Origin of the sequence: Kitasatospora sp. NPDC048286 (genome assembly GCF_043201735.1) — a bacterium.
Classification (GTDB): Bacteria; Actinomycetota; Actinomycetes; order Streptomycetales; family Streptomycetaceae; genus Kitasatospora.
Window position 1 is genome coordinate 40,540 of the sequence record NZ_JBICZE010000026.1, and the last position, 20,520, is coordinate 61,059.

A 20,520-nucleotide genomic window follows, 5' to 3' on the forward strand; every position below is an offset into this window, starting at 1 on the left:
CCACCAGGCCGCCGCCCGGTTCGACCTCGTCCGCCGCTGACCCGCCCCACCCCGGCTGCGTGCCCAGCCCGGCCAGGACCACCGCCAGAGGAGAGCACCGTGACCACCACCCAGCCCGCCCTGACCACCGAGTACGCCGCCCGCACCGAGCAGAACACCACCGAGGCACTCGACCACGTGATCACGGAGGTCGCCCGGACCGACAGCAAAGCCGGACTCCTCCTCGGTCTGGACGGCGTCCTCGCGGCCGCCGTCGCCATCCTCGCCCAGGCGAACGGCGCCAGCCTCCCCGTCATCACCCCCGCCGCCGCCCTCCTGCTCACCGCCACCCTCCTCGCCGTCCTCGTCGTCCGCCCCCGCATCACCAACCGCGACCACAGCTCCTACACCCACTGGGCCACCTGCGACCCCGCCGAACTGCGCGCCGAGCTCGTTCCCGACCGCCGCCTGGACCGGCTGCGCGTCCTGTCCGCCATCTGTCACCGCAAGATGTTCTTGCTCCGCTGGGCGTCGGACTTCACGATCGCCGCCCTGGTCGCCCTCGCCGCGGCCGCTCTCGTCACCGCCGCCTGAACCCGCCAATAACGCACGAAGGCCCGCACCCCAGCGCTGGGGTGCGGGCCTTTTGGCGTTTACGAACTAGAGGGCGCTCATGCCTGGGCAGGCTCCAAGTCATCGATCAGGAGGCCTGCGAGGGTGGTCCGCTGTTCAGCCGGCATGTGGTCCCTGAGCAGCCTGTAGACCGATGCCGGGTTGTCCCACGCGACACTCGGCGCCGTCGGCACAGCTTCGGCCGGACCGTTAACGACGTTAACGGTGGAGGGCTCCGTTCGTTCCGCCTCGTTGCCTGCCGAAGGGGTATTAACGGCGTTAACGGTCGCAGCCGGCTCCCGCTTGGCAAGTTCTCGGCGGGGAGCCCGCTGCCGAGGGGTCTTAACGGCGTTAATAGCCTCCGCCGCGGCCGACGCCTGCTGCTCCTTGGGCATCCGACCAATGCGGCGTGCCGGCTCCACCCTCAGTTCTCCGGTCTCCACCTTCTCCTGAAGGTCAGGCGTGAGCTCCAGGAGCGCGAGGCGCTGGGAGACCCAGGCCGGCGTCTTGCCCAGACGCTTCGCCACCTGCCCTTGTGAGCCGTGGACCGTCACGAGCTCCTGGATGGCCTTCGCCTGGTCGAGCGGGGGGACGTCCACCCGGTGCACATTGGCGATCAGCGCGCTTTCCAGCAGGTCTGCCGCGCTTGCCGCGAGGTCGTCGTTGACGTCGATCCGCAGCTCTGCGAGCTCCGCAAGGTGTGCTGCGGCCAGGCGGCGGTTGCCGTCGATGACGACGTACTCGGCCTCGCCCAGCTTGCTTTCGTGCCCCGGGTGCGCGGCGAGGAACGAAGCCCGTCGGACCACGGCGACGGGCTGGAGCTGCCCCTTCAGCCGCAGCGACTCGGCGGTCTCCTCAAGCTCGGTGAGCTCGTCGCGCGGGTTGAAGGGATTGTGGGCGAGCAGCCCCAGCTCGACCGCCCCCGGAGGGCGCCGACCTTCGCCGTTCATGATCTGCTGGCGCGTCCGGACGCGACGAGGCCCCGGAGCATCGTCCTGGCCGCCGTCGCCGATACTGAAACCACGGGTGACCCGCTGGGCAGTCATACGGCAAGCTCCTTCGCCAAGTCGCGCATCACCTGCGCGTGTTCGCTGTCCGGCGCATACTCCAGCAGCGGGATCTCGCCGTCCGCGGCCTCGCGGCCTTCCTTCAAGTCACCGATGACGGCCAGAACAGCGGGCGAGCTGCTCTTCTCCCACTGGTCCTTGTTCTCCTTCACGAGCTTGCCGCGACGGCTGTCGTACGCGTTGATGATCAGCCCGAGGTAGTCGACCTGGATACGGCCCTTGCGGCACAGGTCGTCCATCTGGGACTTGAGCAGGCGGAACGCGCGGTGGGAGGCCTTGTTTGCCCAGACCGGCGTGATGACGCCGGAGCGGTCGACGAGCTCGCCTTCGCGGCGCCGTACGTAGTAGAGCGCGGTGTCCATGTTGAGTCCGAGGCTGGGCGGCCCGTCGATGATGATGACGTCGTAGTCCGCTTCCAACGGCTCCAGGGCGCGCTCCAGCGCGGCCTCGCTGAAGCTGACCTTCGACAGTGCGATGTCGCGCAGGAACGCGTCGTCCGCCGCAGGTAGCAGATGCAGCCGCTCGCCGAATCGGGCACCGTCGAGGGACACCAGCAGGTCGTGGATGTCCCCCCGCGCGGTCCCGTCCATGTGCATCATCAGTGTCTCGACGCCGTCCTCGTACATGAGCTCCTCGAAGCCCAGCTCGGCGGTGAGGTGGCCCTGCGGGTCGTAGTCGACCAGAAGGACGCGACGGCCGGCCTCTGCCAGCGCCTGGGCGATACCGGACGAGATGAAGGTCTTGCCCACCCCGCCCTTCTGGTTCGCCACTATGACGCGAACGACGGGCTGGGCGACCAACGGTGCGGACGGCGACGGATGCTTCTTCAGCCACAGCGTCAGTGCCTGGGCCAGCCCCTGCACATAGGTGATCTCGCGGTCATTGCACGCGCCCTTGAACCGGTCGGCCTCGCCGACAGGCAGGAACGTCCCCCACGTCTTCGCGCCGTCGGTGTTCACCGTCGGGAGATCCGAAGCCTCGTACCAATCGCGGATCGCGTACTCGGCCGCGTCCTGAATATCCAATCCATGCTCAAATGCACGGATCTTCAGCTGGCGTCTCAGCTGCGGAGGGAGAGAAGTGATTAGCTTCTCCCGTTTCAAACTGGCCGTAGGGCTGCTCATAAGACCAAACATTACTAGGTCACCTCGTCAGCGCTGCCGCACCACCCCGGAGCGCGCAACCAGTCCGCCACCTACCCGGATACCGAGCTCTCCGCCAGGGCATAGTCCAACCCGAACCCACCAGGGGAAGGAGACCAGCACGGTGTCGTGGCGAGATGCGGTACAGCCGGCGTTGCGAGTGATGCTGCAGGGGGAGGCCTACCCGGACCCCTACCTGGAGCTGTTGCGCGTCGGGGTGGAACACCGGGAGGTCGCTGAGGACGTCGTCGTGACGCTGGCGGTCGACGGGGCGCTCGTCACGGGGACCGCGATCTCGGCTTCGGAGTGGGAGGACCTGTACGTCCGGCAGGTCGCGGAGGCCGACCACTACGGGATGCGGAAGGTCGTGCGGGAGGTGTTCGGGCACTTGGACCAGGCCGTCGAGGACGGGCGCCGGCGGCGGGCGGCCGACCCGCGCTTCCTGCACCTGAAGGGCGTCACCGTCCGCTCCGGCCGCGGTGTCCGGCGGCTGCCGGCCTGGAGGGGGCCGCTCGCGGCGGTCAGCGGCTGGAGCCTGGGCGAGCCGGACGAACGCTGAGGGCCCATCGGCCACGTGCCGGCAGGGAAGAGGCGCTGCACAGGGCACTGCTGGGTGCCGGCCGTCAGCTGCGGTGGCCGGAGACCGGCGGCGCCTCGGGCATCTGGTGGCCGGTCAGGTGGATGGTGGGTGGGTACGCAGGCCGGGGCGGGATCCGTGGCGGCCGAACCGGAGGAGTGGCGGGGGCGGGTGGGGCGAGGAGGTAGACGGAGTCCCCTGCCGGCTGCTGGTCGTAGGGGCCCTCGGCGGCTTGCGGGGGCACAGCCGCGGGCTGGCCGGTGCCGATGGTGGAAGGGCCGAGGGGGCCGGTCTGCTCGGACTGCTCTGGGGACAGAGATGGGGCGGGAAGTCGGTCCGTGTGCGATTCCGGCCGGGCCGGCGGGCCCGGGGCGGGCTCGGGAACCGTTTCCGGCACAGAGGCCGGTCCGGGGAGGGGCCGGGGTTCGCCCGGGTGACGTGGCAGGCGGCCGTGTTGCGGTGGTGACGTCCTCTCGTTCGGGGGCTGGGTGGGCGCCGTCGGAGTTGGTTCCGCAGGGGGCATGGGTGTGTCGGCGGAAGGCGCGGTGGTGGTGGGCACCGCGGGAGGTGGGGGCAGTGGTTGCTGGTGGCGCGTGCGGTAGACCGCGTACGCCTGGCGGTTGCGCCAGCCGTGCCGCTTGCCCTGTGCGGCGTAGAGGTCGGACATGATCCGGTGGGCGGTGGAGGGTTGGAAGACGGCCCGGGTGCGGGTGAGGGAGGACAGCGCGACGGGAACCAGTCCCCAGCAGTCGGCGTCGGGCGCGGGCTGTGGCTGGCTGATCCGCCAGTCCTCGCGGGGGTCGCTGTGCCAGCGCTGCCAGCCTGTCCAGTCCTGGCCGGGCCTCTCGGGGTGGCGGAAGTAGTGGACGCCGTAGGGGAGGAGGGCCAGCTGGCCGTCCAGCCAGTAGACGTGGCCGCCGGCGGCCACGATCGTCTCCTGCTGCCCGGTCGGGGCCACGGTGTCGTGGGAGTCGGCTTTGCCGTCGAGCCACACTTCGATGGTGCCGACCTTGCCGAACTGGGCGCGGTCTTTCTTGAGGAACCAGACGTGCGCGGCGCTGGGGTGGCGGTCGTGGACGGCCTCGATCCGTCGGCGCAGCACGTCCGGACCCGGGAGCCGGCCGGGCGGACGCTCAATGGCGACGGTGGTGCCGGAGAAGCAGGCGATGATGACCGGTCCCAGACCGGTCGGCGCCCCGGTCTTCGTGTCAGGGAGTTCGAGAGTCGCGGTGACGCCGGGGACGGCGCAGATGGTGTCGCGGAACTTGATGACGACCTCGGTGAGGGCGTCGATCTGTGCCTCGCGCTCGGGTGCGGAGCAAGGCGCGCTTCCCTGGTGGGCGAAGTGCGGCGACGGAGAGGACGCCGAGGTTGGTACGAGTGCCTTGAGTATCAGAGGTTCCCCGCACGCCTGGCACACGTACCGGTTGCCGGCCAGACCGCCTTCCAGGCCTTCCACACCGTCGTCGAGCCATACCACGCGCTCGGTGGCAACGTCCCACGCGCTTCTCCCCATGCTGTGATCATGCCGGTACGGGGAGTGTTCGGACAATGGCTTGCTCCGGGGCAGGATGCGGGAAAGTTCGGTACCGGGCTCCGACGGTGGGCCGGCCCGGCTGCTGGTGGAGACGAGGACCCGGTCGACGTCGGCGAACTCATCTGCGGTGAGTCGGTCGGCAACGCCGCCCGGCCGTGTCCCGGAGCCCCTTCGCCGCGGACGGCTGCTGCTGGATCCGGTGCCCGGTTCGGCGCCTTTCTCCGAGGCGCTGCGATGATGTCGGTGCCGCCGCATCCGTCGAAGCCGATTGAGGAGCACGTGTCACTGTCTGGATCCGGATCCGCCGCCGTCTCGACTACCGGCCCTTCATGGTGGACCGTCGGCAACGCCGTTCACGCCTCGCGGCGCAGCCTGCGGATGTCGCAGGCGGAGCTGGCCGAAGCGGCAGGTATCTCTCGCCGCACGGTGAACAACTACGAGATGGGCCGCGTGTCCGGCCCCGGGATTCCAGCCGGTCTGGTTCGCGTGGTGGCGCACCTCGGCTGGCCGGAAGGCCAGCTCGAGCAGCTGCTGGGGGCGGCGCCGGAACGGACACCTGCGGACGACTATCGAACCGTGACGGACTTCGCGGATGCCTGCGTCACTGCCGGAGCGGACTCCCGGGTGCGGGACATCTTCCTGCAGACGGCCCAGCTGCTCCTGGAACAGGCCGGCGTTCAGGTACCCGTGACCGAGGCCAGGGGCGTGGCTGACCACCCTGACGGCCCCGGTCCCAAGCCCGACATCCCATAGGGCCCTGTGTCAGGTCGCCGGGTGGGGCTCTTCGACCAGGGCCCGGGCCAGGTCGGGCGGAAGGTAACGGACCTGGACGTCGCGGACCTCGCCGTCCAGCACCACCTTGGCCCAGCCGGGCTGGTGCGAGGTGCGGGCCCGGTTGCCGGGGCCGGTGTAGACGATCGGCAGGCGCGGGCGGCGCCGGGAGGGGCGGGGCAGCCAGATGCTCGGCGTGTTCACGGCCATCGGCTCCAGGACCACCGGGGTGAAGGTGTCGAAGAACAGTGGGACCGCCACGTTGCTGGTGGGGCGGACCGATGCGACGAGGTGCATGTTCAAGGCCCGGCCCATCCGCAGAATGTCCTGGGCGTGCCGGACGGCCGCCGAGGCGGCCGGATCGCCGGTGTCGGCGGCGTCCTGCACCAGGTCCAGGTCGTCCACGACCACGACGCGCAGGTCTGCGAGGGTCGTCTGCACCGGGCGGTGGTCCTCGTCGAAGACGCGCTCGTAGCGGGTTCCCATCTCGTGCCAGGAAGCGGTGATGCCCTCGATGCTCTGTCCGAGGCCCTGGTGCAGGGAGAGATGGTGCAGGCCCGCGAGGTGCTCCAGGCCTGCACCTCCGGCCGAGCACACCACTGCGGTGGCGCCTCCGGCCACGGTGTTCGCGGCGGCGAGGGAGAGCGCGGACGTCCGCCCGCTTCCCGGCTCTCCGACGACCACGAGGTGGCCGATCCGCCGGAGGTCGAGGCTGACGCCCCGCCCAGTCGAACGGTCTGTCAGCAGCGGCGGGAACTGTGCGTTGGCGCGCCTGGTGTCGCTGTCCGGTGTGGTCATCGGCCCTCCTGGGACGTTGTCCGACGCAAGGGCCGGACGGAGGCGGTGGGCGCCGGCCTCGGCGCGCGGCGGCAGGCTACCGGGTCAGCGGCTGGAGTACTGGCGGGTGGTGACCAGGGTCCGCCAGCGGTTGCGGACGGTGTCCTCGTCGTCGAGCCACTGGGTGGTGGACGGCGCGGGCAGCGGTCGGCCGGCCATGAAGTGCGCGATGTCCGCGTAGTAGGCGAAGTCGCCGTTCGCGGTGGCGTCGCGCAGGCGGGCGATGGCGGCGGTCAGGTCGTCCTCGGTGCCGCGCAGGGCGTGGTGGAAGGCGAGGGCGGTCTCCAGGAGCGGGATGAGCCAGGGCAGGCCGGCGACGTCGATCTGGGTGCGCAGGACGGCGGCGCGTTGCGCGATGCCGCGGTCGTCGGTGCCGGCGTCGCGAACGAGGCCGGCGACCTGGAGGTGCAGGACGGTGGCGCGCTGGTCGAGCGGCTCCAGGTACTGGCGGGCGAGGTCGATCTCCTCACCGGCGCGGCGGGGATCGGTGAACGCGGTGACCAGGGCCAGGCGGGTCTGGGCGATGGCCCGCTCGCCGGGGGCGTCGTACTGCTCGGCCTCGGCCCGCCCGTCGCGCAGGGCCTGGGCGGCCGCGGTGAAGTCGCCCTGCGGCCACAGGATGTCGCCACGGACGCGGTGGCGGCGGCTCTTCCAGGTGAGGGTGGAGGCGGCGTCGAGCGCGGCGGGGAAGTCACCGGCGATGCGGGCGAGGTTGGCGATGCCGCGCTGGGCCTGCGGGGCGAGGCGGCCGCCGGCGGCGGCGACGCGGCGCATCCCTTCGAGCGAGGCGGCGGTGCGGCCGAGGTCCTTGTCGGCTTTCGCGCGGTAGTAGCGGGCGAGCTGGGCCAGCTCGTCGGAGAGCAGGCCGCTGTCCAGGACGGCGCTCAGGCGGCGGGCGGTGTGGGCGCGGTGTTCGTGCTGGCGGCGGCTGATGGCGGTGAGCAGTTCGGCCAGGGCGTCGGCGGGCGTGTCCGCGGCCTGGGCGCCGCCCTGGGCGGGGGCGGGCGGGGCGATGGGCTCCCACACGGAGTCGTCGGTGTAGGCGAAGGCGGCGTCGGTGAGCCAGGCGAGGTCGTCCAGGTGGTGGTCGCGGGCGAGGCGCAGGCCTTGGCGCAGGCACGCGATGAGCCAGGCCCGGCTGGCTTCGGGGGTGTGGGCGTGCCACTGTCCGCCGAGCGCGGCCAGGGCCCGCTGCGCGGCCTGGTGCCAGTCGGTGGGGGTCCAGCGGTCCGCCGTGGTGGTGTCGTCGGTTCGCAGCGCGGTGCGGATGGCGCCGTGCAGGTGGTAGGGCCAGATCGCGTAGGGGTCTTCGCTGATCATGGGGCGCTCGGCGAGGCGGCGGGCGGCGGCCTGGTGGGTGAGGCCGGCGGCCTGGGTGGCCAGGTCGAGGTCGAAGGCGTCCAGCAGGCTTGCGCTGCGCAGGACGTGGCGTTCGTCTTCGGTGAGGTCGGACAGGGTGCGGGCGATCAGGGCGGGGAAGGTGTGGTCGAAGTCGGCCGGGGCGGGGGTGCGGCCGGTGCGGCGGATCTCCAGGAAGCGGGCGACGGCCAGGTCGAGGTGCAGGGGCAGGCCGTGGGAGCGGGCGGTGATGACGGCGCGGACGTCCTCGGGGATGAGCGGGCGGCCGTCGTGGGTGAGGCGGCGGGCGAGGTAGCTGTCGCAGTCGGAGGGGGAGAAGTCGCCGAGCAGGTGCTGGCGCCGGCCGCCCGCTGTGCGGGCCGGATGCTGCCCCTGCGGGGCCAGGTGCGGCCATGCCTGGGGGCCGGTGTAGTCGAGCTGGCCTTGCAGCGCGTCCTCGCCCCACGCGAGGCGGTTGCGGCCGGCGATGACGAAGAAGCAGTTCGGCAGCAGCCAGACCGTGCGCTGCAGCAGCCGCTCAAGGTCGCGGTGCCGGTCGGCGGTGTCCTCGAAGGTGTCCAGCAGGATCACCGGCACCACCGCCTTCTTCGCGGGCAGCTGGTCCAGTTCCCAGGCCAGCAGGTGCGGGTAGTAGCTGAGCGCTTCGAGGTCCGGCTCGGCCTCCAGGAGGGCGGCGGTGCGGGCGGCTCCGGCCAGCGCCCGGGCCTTCTCGCGGCGCTCGCGCAGCGCCGTGACGAGCGCGGTGGTGACCTGCCCGGCCGCCGACCCGATCACCCCGGGCAGTTCCAGCGAGCCGGCGACCTGACTGACCGCGGCCCCGAGCTGGCCGGGCAGCAACTGTCCGACCTTGCCCATCAAGCCGGTGCGCCGGATGTACTCCTCCAGCGGCTCACCGGGGTGCTGGGCGTCCCAGTAGCGGCGCAGCGCCAAGTCGAAGCTCGGCATCGACCGGCCGACCGTGCCGGCCAGGGCCAGGCGGATCGTCAGGACGACCCGTTCGAAGTCGGAGCCGGTCGACGCGGAGCGGGCCAGGTCGATCCGTACCGGCAGTAGCCGCTCACCCGCGCCGATCCCGGTGCCCCATTGCTGGGGCCGCTGGTCCGCGGCGGCAAGGGAGGCTTCGAGCTTGCGCAGCAGTGTGCTCTTCCCGATGCCCCCGACGCCGTGGAAAGCGATGACGTTGGTGCGGGGCGCCTCCAGGTCCTCCACGTCGAAGCCGGGCGCGGCGATGGTGCGCAGGTGTTCCTCGAGAGCGGTGGCGACCAGGGACCACTGCTGCTGCCGGTTGGTGAACGCCTCGGCGCTGTCGGCCGGGTCGTTGGAGCTGAACAGCGCGCGAAGGTCGGCCACGTGAGTCCCCCCAGGACAGGATGATCTGAGGCCAATTTAGGTGATGGGCCAGGTCAAGGGGCAGGATCAAGCGGAAAAGGGGCCGGGAACGGGCCACTGGCCGCCCCGTCCGGGCGGCCGGCGGCGCCGTCCCGGCCGAGACCGTTCGAGGCCCTTGAGGTGGTTCGCCGTGCACACTCCCCCGCCCGCATCGTCTCCGTCCCCGGACGGCGACGGCACCTCCTACGAGGACGCGAAGGAGGCGATCGGTGCCGTCATCGCCTGGTGCAGCCGGGAGCTGATGGCCGCCAGGCGCTTGGGCGACCGGCAGCGCCAGCAGGACCTGGCCGCGCAACTGCAGGTGTGCGGCGAGGACCGGAAACGGCTTGCCGACGCCGGGCCTGGGGAGATCGGCCGCATCACCGAGCTGTATGCCGAGCGCCTGAAGTTCCTCCAGGCCGCCGGGAACGAGTAGGCCGGCACCGGTCAGCAGCCGCTGACCGGGCCGCACGAGAGCTCCGGCCGGTTGGGGACGGGCAGAGCGGCCGCTGCCGAGGGCGCCTCCAGCCGGCGCGGCCGCAGGGCATGGGGCATGAGCGGGAGGGCTTGGGCGCCGATGGCGACCAGGTCGTCGCGGTACTGCGGCATAGTGGCGTGCAGGTCGCGCTGGACGGCCCAGAACGCGGCGGCCTCCTGGTCGGTGTAGGGGCGCGCCTGTTCCGCGAGGAGGGCCAGCGCGGCCGCCGGGTGCCGAGGCCGTGTGCGGGTCGGCTGGCTGCGGTACAGAGCCGTGGCGTCGCGCCTCATCACGGTGACCTGGTCGACCGCCGCCAACTCCTCAGCAGCCGCGACGACGTCGGGCAGCACCTGGAAGTGGGCGTCGTGGCCGGCGGCGGTGGTGAACCGGGCGGGCAGGCCTCGCCCGCTGACCCGGGCGTAGCGATGGGCGGTGCCCTGGCGGGAGTCGGCCGCGCGCACGGCCAGCACCAGCAGCTCCACCCGGTACCCGGCCCGCCGGAACTTCCGTGCCTCGGCGGCGAACTTCGGAGGTCCGGCCGGGGTGGTCTCGATGACGAGGTTCCCGCGCCGCTCACGCACGTAGGCCTCGGCCCTCGCCTGCCAGGCCCGGTAGTCGGCGCGGATCCTCTCCGAGGCCCGGCGCGGATCGGTGCGCAGCAACTGCAGGTAGTCCGGGTGCAAGACCTTGAAGTCGTCGCCGGACAGGCGGACCGGGCTGCGCAAGGTTCTGTGGACCAGCTGAGCGGCCCGGGTCTTGCCCGCGCCGGGCTGCCCGGCGATGTAGACCACGAGGGGCTGGTCCTGGGAGACGACCGCGCTCAGCATGGCCGGCACGATCACCGCGTCGAAGACGAAGTCGTGCTCGTCCGCCGAGAGCCGGTGGTAGTCCACCCCGGGCGCCTGCTTCAGCGGCTGAGCGGTGCGGCGCACCGGTTCGGCCAGCGCCGCGGCCCGCTCGGCGTCGCGGCCGACGGCCAGCGCCCAGTCGGCGGGGATCCGGGGATCGTGCACGCGCCGCTCGCAGGCGGCCAGGTGCCGGCGGAACCGGCCCGTCTCAGCCGCGCCCCACGGGCGGGTCCGCTCGGCGAGGACGGCCTGGGCCGCGCGCGCCGGGCGGACCCAGCGCCCGCTCGTGTCGAGCTCGTTGGCGTACACGCTCTCCAGCACCGTTTCGGTGCCGCGCCGCACCACCAGGACCCGCTCGGCCAGGTGCCCGGCCTCCACCGCGGCGAGCGCGGCGGGCAGCGCGGCGGCGCAGGCGTCGTGGTTGTCCCAGCCGACGTAGCGGGGCTGGCCCTCGGCGGCCAGGTGCAGGTAGCGGTCCAGGGCGCCGAGCTGGCTGAGCGCCTCCGGTACGGCCAGGGCCACGATCTCGACGCGGTAGCCCGCCCGCCGGTACGCCGCGATGTCGGCGAGGAACTCCTCGGGGCGGCCCAGCGCCGCTTCCACCACCGCGTCGTACCGCTCCTGCCGCAGCCGGGCCTCCAGCTGGGCCTGCCACCCGTAGGTGTCCGTGCGCACCCGCACCCCGGCCGTGCGCACGTCCTCGGCGAGGAACCGCCGGTAGAGGGGGTGGACGGCCTTGTAGGCGTCGCGGTCCACCCGCACCGCACCACCGCGCCGCGCGAGCGCGGCGTGTACCAGGTCCACGACCAGCGTCTTGCCGCTGCCGGCCTGCCCGGCCACGAACACCACCACCGGCCACTCCTGCGCCACCGCCCCGCGCAGGACGGCGGGCAGGACCTCCTCGGCGAGGACGCGCGCACTCTCGCCCGCGGGGAGTTCGTCGGCTAACTCCGGCAGCGGCACCTACGGCTCCAGACGGGGGTCGTCGATGTCCACGGTGACGATCCCCGGCGGATACAGCTCCGGGTTGGCCGTCAGGATCAGGTGCTGCTGCGGCCGCACCGGGGTGGGCAGACTCGCGGCGATGGCATGGGCCAGGTCCTGGCCGCCGTACCCGTCGCGGACCATCGTCGCCACCACCACGGCGGTACTCGCGTCCAGTGGCTCGAACTCCAAGGATGGCAGCGCCAGGACCGCGTGCGCCGTGCCCTCGTCCTTGATCTCGGCCTCGACCAGGCACAGCACCGGCACCAGCAGATGCTGGAACGGACTCTGCAACGCGGAATCCACGATCCGGTGCAGACGCGGGTGACCGGCGGCCAACGCGGTCAGAGCGCTGGAATCCAGAATGATCACGCGCTGCGCCTCGGGGCGACCTTGGCGCGCGCGTCCGCCGCGGCGATGCCGTAGACCCGCTGCAGCAGGTCCGGGCCCTCGTCCAGCTCCGTGTCGGTGAGGGTCATCCCGAAGTGGTCCCGCAGCATTCGACGGCCCTCGGCCACGCGCTCGGCGATCTGCTCAGCGGTGGGCTGTTGCTCCACCAGCCGGGCCACCTGGGCGCCGATCGTTGTTCCGCTGGCCGCCGCAAGAGCGGCCAGCCGGTCACGCGTATCAGGAGAAACCTTGATCGTCGCATCAGCCATACCGTGATCGTACACCGCTGGTACACCAGCGGTGTACCAATCTGCCTGGGCTTGCATCGCCGTGCGGTCGGCTCGCGGTGCGGGCAGCCGCCCAGCTGCCCGGCCATGCTTGCGTGCGCCCTTGACGTGCGCCACCTACGGGTGCAGCGTCGTGCAAGTCCGTGTAACCGACTTGGTACGGGAGGTCACCATGGCGCTACGTTTTCTGGGGATCTGGCCGAACACCCCATCCGACCAGTCCCCGACGATCTGGCTGGAAGAGGAGACCGGGGATCTGATCATTCAGTCCTGGAAGGCGGACGAGGCCACGATCCGGCAGGCGCAGGAGGTCGGCTCGGTGCCCGGCCACACCACGGACATCCCGGAGCACGAGACGGTCATCCGGCTGCCCGCCAACATGCTGCAGTTCATCCCGCGGTCCGACGGAGAGGCACCACGTGGCAACACCGGTTCGTAAGGCGCTCGCCCGCTCCCAGCGTTCGGCGGTGCATCTGGAGATGCGCGACTCCTACATGCTGGACGATCCGGAGTTCATCGCCTTCCAGCAGGGCAAGCGCCTGGATGCGGCCGATCGCGGTTCGTGGTGGCACGGGTGGCACGACGCGGTGGCCGACGCGGTGGGCCGGGGGGTGGTGGTGCGGCGTGCGCGGATCGTCTCCGAGCCGGTGCACGACTACATCCGCTACGAGCACGACCTGACCTACGGCAACCTCGCCGCCGGCGAACTGGTCCGCTGGTTGCCGCGGCGGAACACGAAGGACCTGTGCCTGCCGGGCCTGGACTTCTGGGTCTTCGACGACCAGGTGGTGCACTACCACCACTTCACCGGCGACGGTCAGCTCGCCGAGCAGGGTGAGGAGATCCTGCACGACCCCGCCCTGGCGAAGCACTGCTCTGCCGCGTTCGAGGCGGTGTGGGAGCGCGCCGTCCCGCACGACCGGTACACGGTCTGACCCGAGCACCCCCACCCGCACAGGCAGCCAGTTCCCATGCCCGACTCCCCGTCGTCCAGCGCCCAGGCCGCCCGCAAGGCCGTCGCTCAGCGCCTGCGCGAGCTCATGCTGGACGCCGGCCTGAACGGCAAGCAACTGGCGGCCCGGTGCGGGTGGACCGGTGCCAAGACTTCCCGCATCATCAACGCCAAGACCCCGCCCTCCGACGCGGACATCCGGGCCCGGTGCGCGGCGTGCGGCGCCGACGACCAGGCCGGCGACCTCATCGCGCGCAGCCGCCAGGCCGACGCGATGTTCCTGGAGTGGCGCCGGATGGAGCGCTCCGGCCTGCGTCAGGCCCAGCAGTCCGTTCGGCCCCTGTACGAGCGAACCCGCTCCTTCCGCGCCTACACTCCATGGGTAGTGCCCGGCCTCCTGCAGACCCGCGCCTACACCACCGCGATCCTCACCGCGATCCGCGACCGCCGTGGCCTGGCCGACGACGTCGAGGCCGCCGTCGACGAGCGCATGGACCGCCAGCACATCCTCTACGAAGGCCGGCACCGCTTCGCCCTGCTGATTGAGGAGAGCGTCCTGCGTAACGGCCTCGGCGGCCAACCGGTGATGCTGGAGCAGCTGCGCCACCTGCTCACCGCCGGGAGACTGCCCAACGTCAGCCTGGGCGTCGTGCCCATGCGGCCAGACCGGGACAGCGCCTGGCCGGTGGAAGGGTTCTGGATCTACGACCAGGCCCAGGTCAACGTGGAGCTGGTCTCCGGGTACCTGACGATCACCCAGCCCAGCGAGATCGCCATGTACGAAAAGGTGTTCACCGAGCTGTCCGACCTGGCGGTACGCGGCGCCCCGGCACGGGCGCTGATCACGGCGGCCATCGACGCGCTCGGATGAATCCGTGTAATCCCGTGCAACTTCGTTGAGTGAGCCTTCCGTTACTCCCTACCGTCGTTGATGCCGCCCGGTGCGAGGACCTGACCGATCCCCCTCAGCACCGTGGACGCCCGGGCGGCAATCAAGCCCCCCAACGCGCTGGAGTACCGCCATGCCCGCGAGCAGACCACATCTCCGACACCCCGGCGGCGACCTGGTGGTGGCGGTCGACGGCAAGACGGTGGTCCACGTCCCCAACCACAGCGTCGCCTACCGCCGGGCCCGATTGCTCCGCGAGCTACGCGGCCGGGCGGCGCGGTGAACAGCGCCGACTTCGTCCCTCCGGCCAAGCGCCGACGGGGCCTGACCATCCGCACCTACCACCTCGGCCCTGACGGCACCCGCTCCCATGACACCGGCCAGGTCACCCTCGACCCCAACGACGTAAGCCCCGGCGCCCACCACCCGTCAGCCACCTGGCCGATCTGCCCATGCCCCGTCCACGGAGGAGACCGTGCTCACTCAGATTGACGGCATCCTCGGCCAGCGCGGCATGAGCTCGCCAATCCAGTGGTCGACGCCCGCAGCGGCGTGCGGCCGAGCCGCACTCCTGATCGCCGAGCACCGCGGCGGCACCCGGGAGATCGTCAGGAACCCGCACCTCACCAAGGACTGGGCCGCCTTCGCCGTCCGCACCCCGAACCTGCTCGCCGCCGTCCAGGCCGTCCTCGGCCCGGACATCGCAGTCGAGAACACGTTCCTCGTCGTGAAGTGGCCGGGCCGGGAGTTCGAAATCCCCTGGCACCAGGACGGCATCGACGCCCGCCTGGAACTGCACCCCGATCGGTCGGTGTCCGCATGGCTGGCCATCACCGACGCCACCGCGGCCAACGGAGGCCTCAGCGTCGCGCCGGGCTCCCACCGGCTCGGCTACCTCCCGGTGCAGAAGGAGCCGGCGAACGGAGCCGAGCGCGGCCGGGCCGACCAGGCCCACGGCTTCACCCCCGAGACCACCATCCCCGTGCCGCTGCGCGCCGGCTGCGCCGTCCTGATGGACAGCCGCCTCGTGCACCGCTCCGGCACCAACACCAGCGACGGAGCCCGTATCGGGCTGAACGTCCGCTACACCGCGCCGGGCGGCATCCTGCGGCGCGACCCCCAGAGCCCCAGCGTCGTGCCGATCAGCGGCACAGGCTGGAAGTCCAGCAGGACAAGGGAGAGGAGAGCACCACTGTGACCATCCTCGACACGCTCGACCAGGCGACCGCGGTGACCCGCGTGCGCGTCCTGACCGGGGAGGACGCCGACGCTGCCCGCCGCGCCGACAAGACCCCGATCGGCAAGTCCGACTGCACCTACTACTGCCCCGACGCCGCCGCCGCCGAGCGGTGCATCGAGGCCCTGCGCGAGTCCGACGAGCGCCTGCGCCAGCGGCCGGAGGAGCTGATGCTCTGGGACTGGCAGTGCACCTACTGGGAGCCCGAGCCGGGCAACCCGAACGGCGGCGGCACCGTCCTGCTCGGCGTCGCCTGGTACGACCCGGCGTTCTTCGCCGACCGGCGCAACGCCTGGTTCGGCGCGATGCACCAGCGGATCTACCAACAGCTGGGCATCCCGCTGGAGGACATCACCGTCACCCACTGGTCCCTGATCGCCTGATCTGAGACCGACAGCGCGAAGGCCGGACTCCCGCACCATTAGGAGTCCGGCCCCGCAGCACGTCCTCAGCCGCCGCCCACCCTCTCCAGCACTGGCTCCGTCCCCGGCAGCGGCGTGCGAGTCTTCGCCCACCACACCACGACCGCGCACCCGGCGACGCCCACCATGGCGGTGGCGAGACCGCCGGCGGTGAACCCGGCCCTCGGGTGGGCCGCGGCCAGTGCGGGGATCCCCGCCATCGCCAGGGTGCCCATGGTCCGGATGACCGTCTGGTCGAGCGTCAGCAGCCGTCGGCGGGCCGCCGGCGGGAACTGCGCCAGGTGCGTGGACAGCGACACCGCCAGGAACGGCGAGACGGCCCCGTAGGCGGCCGACACCACCACCAACTCGGCCACCGTGCTCACCGACCCGGTCACCGCCATCAGCAACCCGGAGACTGACCACGCGGCACAGTAGAACACCGGCAGGGCCCTGGGGAGACGGACATTCCCGGCGATGGCGTTGCCGACGATCGACCCGGCCCCGGTGGCGGCCAGCATCACGCCGTAGGTGCCGACGCCGCCGCCGAGCCGCACTGCGACCAGCGCGGGCATCACGATCGACACCGCACCCGCGAAGATCGCCACCCCGTGGACGGCCAGCACCACCCCGGTCTCCGGATGCGTGCGCACCAGCGCCCGGGCCCGCAGCTTGGCAGCAGGCGCCGCGGTCGCTCCCGCCGGCCCGGCCTGCCTGCGCACCGCACCGGCGCCCAGCACGGCCAGCGCGAGCGCGGAGAGAGCGAACGTGCCCGCGTCCAGCCAGAACAGCCCGGCCATCGGCATCACCGCGAGCAGCACCCCGGCCGACCCGGGACCGGCGACCCGCGCGATCCGATTGGTCGAGTCCATCAGCCCGTTGACGGCCTGGACCTCCTCCGGGCGCACCAGGTCCGGCACCAGCGCGCCGAGGTTCGGATCGAACAGCGCCCCGCCGACCCCGAGCAGGGCGGCCGACACCAGCAGACCCGGCGTGCCGAACGCCTCCCACGTCCACGGCAGCGCCGCGACCAGCACCATCCGGACCAGGTCCACCCCGGCGAGCGAGCGCAGCGTGGTGAACCGCTCCATCACCGGCCGCCCGACGGTGCCGAGGACGATGTACGGCACCGACTCCGCGATCGCCACCAGGCCCATCGCCGCGCCGCCGGATCTCTGCCAGGCGAGCCACATCACCGCCAGCGCGTACAGCCGGTCACCGAACACCGACGACGTCTGCGCGCCCCACAGGAGAAGAACCGGGCCCCGCCGAAACAGCCGCACGTATCGCAAGATCCACACCCGTCCGGAAAACACGAAGTCCCGGCAGCAGGCTCGCCACCGGGAACTCCCTTAACCCTAGGGCAAGTTGAAGATCACCTGTCGCAGACTCCCCGGTCGCCCACGGACCCCGGCGTCCCGGTCTCAGGCCCGTCCGGTCGGCCCCTTGCCACGGGTCGCGCCGCTGGCCGCCCTCGGCAGGGCTGTGCTGGTGCTCTTGCGGGCCGCGGTCGTCTTGCCAGTTTGCTTGGACCTGGTGAGGCGGTTGACCCGCTCGGCCGTGCCCGCCAGGGGATGAAGCTCTTCGGACGCGCCCGGGAGCGAAGGTATGCGGCCGGTGCCGTCGACGGAGCCCTGCCGGAGGCCGCTGAGATCGGTGCAGGTGAGTCGCACGAGACACTCGCGGTCGAAGCGCCGTTCGGGCCGGTACGGCCCAGGCACTGCCTGTCTCCAGGAGTTGAACGCCGCCCCCGGCGGGTGCGCGCCTGGTGGAGCGGCTCCGCCCGGTTGCGTGTGATGGATGGTTCGAATCGCGGCACCTAAACATCGGAATGTGACACTCCGTAAGTCTTTACCTTCGAGTCGTGAACCTTTGGTCTGTTCGAGGGATTGGATTCGCCTACCGGCACGCCGCGCTCACCTGTCCGAGCGGAGCGTGACCGTTCCCCTGCACCCATGACCGAAGGACACCCCCGACCCATGCACACCCATCCCCCCGTCTTGCCGCGGCCCATCACGGCCACGACCCCCGTCCAGCCGTGCCCCAGCCGCCCGCTGCGCCCGCGCGGCAGCCTCCCGGACCCGGCGGGGGAGGCGTCGTCGTGACCGAGCCCTCCTTCACCGACGCCGCCGGCACCACGCCCCCGGTCGTGGAACTGCCCATAACCCTGGAGGCCTTCCAGCGACTCCACGCCGACGCGTACTACGACTACGCCTACGCCTGCCTGGGCGACGCCGCCCTCGCCCAGGAACTCGTCAGCGAGGCCTTCCTCGAACTCGCCGACTGCTGGGACCGCGTCCTGACCTACCCCCAGCCCGCCGCCACCGCCTGGGCCGCCCTGCGCCACCTGGTCGAGGTGGAACGCGAACGCCTGGACCGCCTGGAGGAGCGCATTGCGTTCTCCGTGGCCCTGCGCCTGGAGTGGGAACCGTGGCTGGACGACCTCGACGCCGTCACCGCCGGCATCGACGGCCTGGAGGTGGGCATGGCACTCGGCGCCGCCATCAAGGAACTGCCCGCCGCGAAGTACGACGTGATCGTGCTGCGCTTCGTCGTCGGCCTCAAGGTCGCGGGCACGGCCCGCGCCATGGGCACCGACGAGGCCACGGTGAAGTCGTTGACCACGCAGGCCCGCACCAAGCTGGAGGCCCGGCTCAGATCCCGCCGGATCCTCCGCCCCAGCACCGACAAGGAGGACCAGGAGTGACCGTGACCCCAGACGACGCCTGCCGCTGCGACGTCGGCCGCCTGCTGGAGACGGCCGGCCCCCTGCCCGCAGACCGGCCCCGCTACGACATGGACGCCGGCCGCCGGTACATCGCCGAAGGCCTCGCAGCCCGCCGGGCCGAACGGGCCGCCGCCGCCCACCAGACCATCCTGACCTTCCCGGGCTCGGCGGGCATCCACGCCGACGCCCGCCGCGACCTGCGCGCCCTCGCCACGGTCGTCATCAACGAACCCGGAGCCTGGGAAGAGGTCGAGAGCCTCGCCCACGACTGGGAACCCAGAGGCGCCCTCGTCTTCGCCTGCCTCCTCGACCTCTCCGGCCGCCACCACTCGGCCACCTGGTGGTGGCAGTTCGCCGCCGGCGCCGGCAGCCACCTCGCCGCCTACTGCATGTACCTCCACCACCTGCGCCGCGGCGAACTGCGCGACGCCGACAACTGGTTCCACCAGGCAGCCTGCCTCGAAGACGGCACCAGCGCCCCCATCGCCCCCAAACTCCCCAATCTCCCCGGCTACGCCCGCCTGGCCTCCCGCCTGGCCCCGCCCCTGCCCGACCCCGCGGGCCTGCCCCGCCCCGACCGCGCCCTGCGCGAAGCGATCAACGGCCTGCCCCGCGAGGACGAAGCCGGCGGACTCCTGAGCCTGCCCACCAACGCCATCGCCGACCGGCTCCAAGAACTCGCCTCCCACTGACCCCACTCCGCCCGCACCCACACCGGGGCGGGCGGCCCCAGCCCGCACGGAGACACGATGCCCCTCACCCGCGACCCCGCCACCCTCGCCCTGGCCACCTCGGCCACCGGCTACCTGCTCACCCTCACCGCGCTCACCCTCACCGCCCTCACCGCCCCCAACCCCGCCCGCCGCCGCGAAGCCCGCACCCTCCTCGCCCTGCTGCTCAACCGCCGGCACTGACCGCAGGGCCCGGCCCCGGCCACCGCCCCACTCCGCCTTCCCGACAGCTGCCGCACGGAGTTGGTACGGCAGCCCGAAGAGCGCGGGCCCGGAGTAGGCGTACACAGGGGCGTGCGCCGGACCGAACGTCAGCGGCCCGGACGGACCAGGTGCTCAGGAGAGAGGTCGCCGCGCACGCGCTTGACCTTCGGCCGGTGACGGTACCGCGCGAACTCGGCCCGCTCGTCGGTCTCGATCTCGACGACGACCTCGGGCTCCACCGGCAGGAAGACGACCGGAGGGCTGCCCGGCAGCCCTCCCACGGTCCCGGGCAGCTCCGTCAGGTCGCTGCCCGCCGGGTGCAGGAGCGGGGCGAGCTCGGAGCGCTGCGCCTGGTCCAGGGGGAGGCTGATGCCGACCGGCCGGAGCCGGCCGCGGGCGTCGGGTTGGGCGAGGACGGCGGCCTGCCGGGTCGGGGAGGAGCCGGGGACGATGCCGACGACGACGGCCTCCGCGGTGGTGGTGACCCGGAACTTCCTCCAGCCGCTGGAGTAGCCGGCGGTGTACCGGGAGTTGGCGGGCTTGAGCACACACCCTTCGACGCCTCCGCCGAGGCTGCCGAACCAGGCCTGCGCTTGGTCGAGGTCGTCTGTCATGGGCACCGGCCAGATTGCGGCGGGCGCGATCTCCAGCAGGGCGAGGAGGCGGCGGCGCCGCTCCAGGTAGGGGAGCGGGCGCAAGTCGTTGTCGTCGGCGAGCGCGTCGAATGTGGAAGCGCGCAGGTTCGCAGATTCGTGTGGGACGAAGACGCGGAACCAGCCCGTCAACTCGCTGTAATGGCGATAGAGCGCACAGGTTGCCAGGGTGCCGTGGCATCAACGCTGAATGGTGCAGCCCAGGCGGAGCTGCATCCCCGGCGGCGTACCTGACGGCCGAGGGCTTCCATGCTGGCCCTGGCCTTCCTGACCGCTCCGCTACGCCAGCCGGCTCGGCCGCCGGGTCGGCAGGCTGCGCTTGCACAATTTCCGACGATCTGGCCGTCAGGAGGATTCGGACGACCACGCCCTCTGGGAGTGGCGGCGCCGTAGGTAGCGGTTGGGTGTTCAGTTTGCTGAACAAGCGGTGTGGTGGGCGCCGGGCTGGCAGGCTGTGGTGGGTGCGGGGTGAATGGCTGGGGAAACTCC

Annotated in this window: 23 protein-coding genes; 13 read left to right on the plus strand and 10 right to left on the minus strand. The window is 71.9% G+C overall.

Annotation, left to right across the window (positions count from 1 at the left end):
- The first annotated feature begins 99 nt into the window (after positions 1-99).
- A complete protein-coding gene (locus ACGF13_RS38435; protein ID WP_392884127.1) occupies positions 100-573 on the plus strand; it encodes a Pycsar system effector family protein in 474 nt (157 codons plus the stop codon).
- 77 nt (positions 574-650) lie between these two features.
- Here ACGF13_RS38435 and ACGF13_RS38440 read toward each other — a convergent pair whose 3' ends face one another.
- Together ACGF13_RS38440 and ACGF13_RS38445 are read right to left on the minus strand one after the other, a co-directional pair.
- On the minus strand, positions 651-1,637 hold the full coding sequence (locus tag ACGF13_RS38440) for a ParB/RepB/Spo0J family partition protein (RefSeq protein ID WP_392884128.1): 987 nt from the start codon (positions 1,635-1,637) through the stop codon (positions 651-653).
- Positions 1,634-2,782, minus strand: a complete 1,149-nt coding sequence (locus tag ACGF13_RS38445; RefSeq protein ID WP_392884129.1) for a ParA family protein — start codon at positions 2,780-2,782, stop codon at positions 1,634-1,636. The genes ACGF13_RS38440 and ACGF13_RS38445 overlap by 4 nt, the downstream gene beginning before the upstream one ends.
- A gap of 142 nt (positions 2,783-2,924) precedes the next feature.
- Here ACGF13_RS38445 and ACGF13_RS38450 point away from each other — a divergent pair, with 142 nt between their 5' ends.
- The gene (locus tag ACGF13_RS38450; protein WP_392884130.1) at positions 2,925-3,359 is read left to right on the plus strand and encodes a hypothetical protein; all 435 of its coding nucleotides are present in this window, start codon (positions 2,925-2,927) and stop codon (positions 3,357-3,359) included.
- A gap of 64 nt (positions 3,360-3,423) precedes the next feature.
- Here the strand turns inward: ACGF13_RS38450 and ACGF13_RS38455 are convergent, their stop codons facing one another.
- The gene (locus ACGF13_RS38455; RefSeq protein ID WP_392884131.1) at positions 3,424-4,893 is read right to left on the minus strand and encodes a hypothetical protein; all 1,470 of its coding nucleotides are present in this window, start codon (positions 4,891-4,893) and stop codon (positions 3,424-3,426) included.
- A gap of 255 nt (positions 4,894-5,148) precedes the next feature.
- On the opposite strand from ACGF13_RS38455, the gene ACGF13_RS38460 reads away from it, so the two are divergent.
- A complete protein-coding gene (locus ACGF13_RS38460) occupies positions 5,149-5,667 on the plus strand; it encodes a helix-turn-helix domain-containing protein (protein WP_392884133.1) in 519 nt (172 codons plus the stop codon).
- A gap of 9 nt (positions 5,668-5,676) precedes the next feature.
- Here ACGF13_RS38460 and ACGF13_RS38465 read toward each other — a convergent pair whose 3' ends face one another.
- Together ACGF13_RS38465 and ACGF13_RS38470 are read right to left on the minus strand one after the other, a co-directional pair.
- Positions 5,677-6,483, minus strand: coding sequence for a hypothetical protein (locus ACGF13_RS38465; protein ID WP_392884135.1), 807 nt, complete (start codon positions 6,481-6,483; stop codon positions 5,677-5,679).
- Between the two features lie 84 nt (positions 6,484-6,567).
- The gene (locus ACGF13_RS38470; protein WP_392884136.1) at positions 6,568-9,231 is read right to left on the minus strand and encodes an ATP/GTP-binding protein; all 2,664 of its coding nucleotides are present in this window, start codon (positions 9,229-9,231) and stop codon (positions 6,568-6,570) included.
- A 169-nt stretch (positions 9,232-9,400) separates the two neighbouring features.
- Between ACGF13_RS38470 and ACGF13_RS38475 the strand changes: the two genes are divergently transcribed.
- Positions 9,401-9,685: a hypothetical protein gene (locus ACGF13_RS38475; RefSeq protein WP_392884138.1), complete on the plus strand. Its 285-nt coding sequence runs from the start codon at positions 9,401-9,403 to the stop codon at positions 9,683-9,685.
- 11 nt (positions 9,686-9,696) lie between these two features.
- Here ACGF13_RS38475 and ACGF13_RS38480 read toward each other — a convergent pair whose 3' ends face one another.
- From ACGF13_RS38480 to ACGF13_RS38490, 3 genes are read right to left on the minus strand one after another with little or no spacing between them, the layout of a single operon-like run.
- Positions 9,697-11,538: a zeta toxin family protein gene (locus ACGF13_RS38480; protein ID WP_392884140.1), complete on the minus strand. Its 1,842-nt coding sequence runs from the start codon at positions 11,536-11,538 to the stop codon at positions 9,697-9,699.
- The gene (locus ACGF13_RS38485; protein ID WP_392884141.1) at positions 11,539-11,931 is read right to left on the minus strand and encodes a hypothetical protein; all 393 of its coding nucleotides are present in this window, start codon (positions 11,929-11,931) and stop codon (positions 11,539-11,541) included.
- The gene (locus tag ACGF13_RS38490) at positions 11,928-12,218 is read right to left on the minus strand and encodes a hypothetical protein (RefSeq protein ID WP_392884143.1); all 291 of its coding nucleotides are present in this window, start codon (positions 12,216-12,218) and stop codon (positions 11,928-11,930) included. Before ACGF13_RS38490 ends, ACGF13_RS38485 begins: the two co-directional genes overlap by 4 nt.
- A gap of 190 nt (positions 12,219-12,408) precedes the next feature.
- Between ACGF13_RS38490 and ACGF13_RS38495 the strand changes: the two genes are divergently transcribed.
- The 6 genes from ACGF13_RS38495 to ACGF13_RS38520 all read left to right on the plus strand — a co-directional run bounded on the left by ACGF13_RS38495 (position 12,409) and on the right by ACGF13_RS38520 (position 15,697).
- The gene (locus ACGF13_RS38495; protein ID WP_392884145.1) at positions 12,409-12,675 is read left to right on the plus strand and encodes a hypothetical protein; all 267 of its coding nucleotides are present in this window, start codon (positions 12,409-12,411) and stop codon (positions 12,673-12,675) included.
- Complete coding sequence (locus ACGF13_RS38500; RefSeq protein ID WP_392884147.1) at positions 12,656-13,171, plus strand: DUF6879 family protein; 516 nt, start codon at positions 12,656-12,658, stop codon at positions 13,169-13,171. The genes ACGF13_RS38495 and ACGF13_RS38500 overlap by 20 nt, the downstream gene beginning before the upstream one ends.
- A 36-nt stretch (positions 13,172-13,207) precedes the next feature.
- The gene (locus ACGF13_RS38505) at positions 13,208-14,059 is read left to right on the plus strand and encodes a helix-turn-helix domain-containing protein (RefSeq protein ID WP_392884149.1); all 852 of its coding nucleotides are present in this window, start codon (positions 13,208-13,210) and stop codon (positions 14,057-14,059) included.
- 151 nt (positions 14,060-14,210) lie between these two features.
- A complete protein-coding gene (locus ACGF13_RS38510) occupies positions 14,211-14,360 on the plus strand; it encodes a hypothetical protein (protein WP_392884151.1) in 150 nt (49 codons plus the stop codon).
- A gap of 192 nt (positions 14,361-14,552) precedes the next feature.
- Entirely contained in the window at positions 14,553-15,275 is a 723-nt protein-coding gene (locus tag ACGF13_RS38515) for a phytanoyl-CoA dioxygenase family protein (RefSeq protein ID WP_392884153.1), read from the plus strand.
- Positions 15,272-15,697: a hypothetical protein gene (locus ACGF13_RS38520; RefSeq protein WP_392884154.1), complete on the plus strand. Its 426-nt coding sequence runs from the start codon at positions 15,272-15,274 to the stop codon at positions 15,695-15,697. Before ACGF13_RS38515 ends, ACGF13_RS38520 begins: the two co-directional genes overlap by 4 nt.
- A 65-nt stretch (positions 15,698-15,762) precedes the next feature.
- Here the strand turns inward: ACGF13_RS38520 and ACGF13_RS38525 are convergent, their stop codons facing one another.
- A complete protein-coding gene (locus ACGF13_RS38525; RefSeq protein ID WP_392884156.1) occupies positions 15,763-17,031 on the minus strand; it encodes an MFS transporter in 1,269 nt (422 codons plus the stop codon).
- A gap of 785 nt (positions 17,032-17,816) precedes the next feature.
- Here ACGF13_RS38525 and ACGF13_RS38530 point away from each other — a divergent pair.
- Genes ACGF13_RS38530 through ACGF13_RS38540 form a run of 3 tightly spaced genes read left to right on the plus strand, consistent with a single transcriptional unit; the run spans position 17,817 to position 19,357 of the window.
- A complete protein-coding gene (locus ACGF13_RS38530; protein WP_392884158.1) occupies positions 17,817-18,422 on the plus strand; it encodes an RNA polymerase sigma factor in 606 nt (201 codons plus the stop codon).
- A complete protein-coding gene (locus ACGF13_RS38535; protein WP_392884160.1) occupies positions 18,419-19,135 on the plus strand; it encodes a hypothetical protein in 717 nt (238 codons plus the stop codon). Before ACGF13_RS38530 ends, ACGF13_RS38535 begins: the two co-directional genes overlap by 4 nt.
- 57 nt (positions 19,136-19,192) lie before the next feature.
- Positions 19,193-19,357, plus strand: a complete 165-nt coding sequence (locus ACGF13_RS38540) for a hypothetical protein (RefSeq protein ID WP_392884162.1) — start codon at positions 19,193-19,195, stop codon at positions 19,355-19,357.
- A 128-nt stretch (positions 19,358-19,485) separates the two neighbouring features.
- Here ACGF13_RS38540 and ACGF13_RS38545 read toward each other — a convergent pair whose 3' ends face one another.
- Positions 19,486-20,163, minus strand: coding sequence for a hypothetical protein (locus tag ACGF13_RS38545; RefSeq protein WP_392884164.1), 678 nt, complete (start codon positions 20,161-20,163; stop codon positions 19,486-19,488).
- Between the last annotated feature and the right edge of the window lie 357 nt (positions 20,164-20,520).

Excerpts from the sequence above, each read along its gene's own strand:
- ACGF13_RS38440 (WP_392884128.1), bottom strand. The coding sequence starts at position 1,637 with ATGACTGCCCAGCGGGTCACCCGTGGTTTCAGTATCGGCGACGGCGGC.
- ACGF13_RS38540 (WP_392884162.1), top strand. The coding sequence starts at position 19,193 with ATGCCCCTCACCCGCGACCCCGCCACCCTCGCCCTGGCCACCTCGGCC.
- ACGF13_RS38445 (WP_392884129.1), bottom strand. The coding sequence starts at position 2,782 with ATGAGCAGCCCTACGGCCAGTTTGAAACGGGAGAAGCTAATCACTTCT.
- ACGF13_RS38460 (WP_392884133.1), top strand. The coding sequence starts at position 5,149 with ATGATGTCGGTGCCGCCGCATCCGTCGAAGCCGATTGAGGAGCACGTG.
- ACGF13_RS38495 (WP_392884145.1), top strand. The coding sequence starts at position 12,409 with ATGGCGCTACGTTTTCTGGGGATCTGGCCGAACACCCCATCCGACCAG.
- ACGF13_RS38510 (WP_392884151.1), top strand. The coding sequence starts at position 14,211 with ATGCCCGCGAGCAGACCACATCTCCGACACCCCGGCGGCGACCTGGTG.
- ACGF13_RS38455 (WP_392884131.1), bottom strand. The coding sequence starts at position 4,893 with ATGGGGAGAAGCGCGTGGGACGTTGCCACCGAGCGCGTGGTATGGCTC.
- ACGF13_RS38505 (WP_392884149.1), top strand. The coding sequence starts at position 13,208 with ATGCCCGACTCCCCGTCGTCCAGCGCCCAGGCCGCCCGCAAGGCCGTC.
- ACGF13_RS38490 (WP_392884143.1), bottom strand. The coding sequence starts at position 12,218 with ATGGCTGATGCGACGATCAAGGTTTCTCCTGATACGCGTGACCGGCTG.
- ACGF13_RS38465 (WP_392884135.1), bottom strand. The coding sequence starts at position 6,483 with ATGACCACACCGGACAGCGACACCAGGCGCGCCAACGCACAGTTCCCG.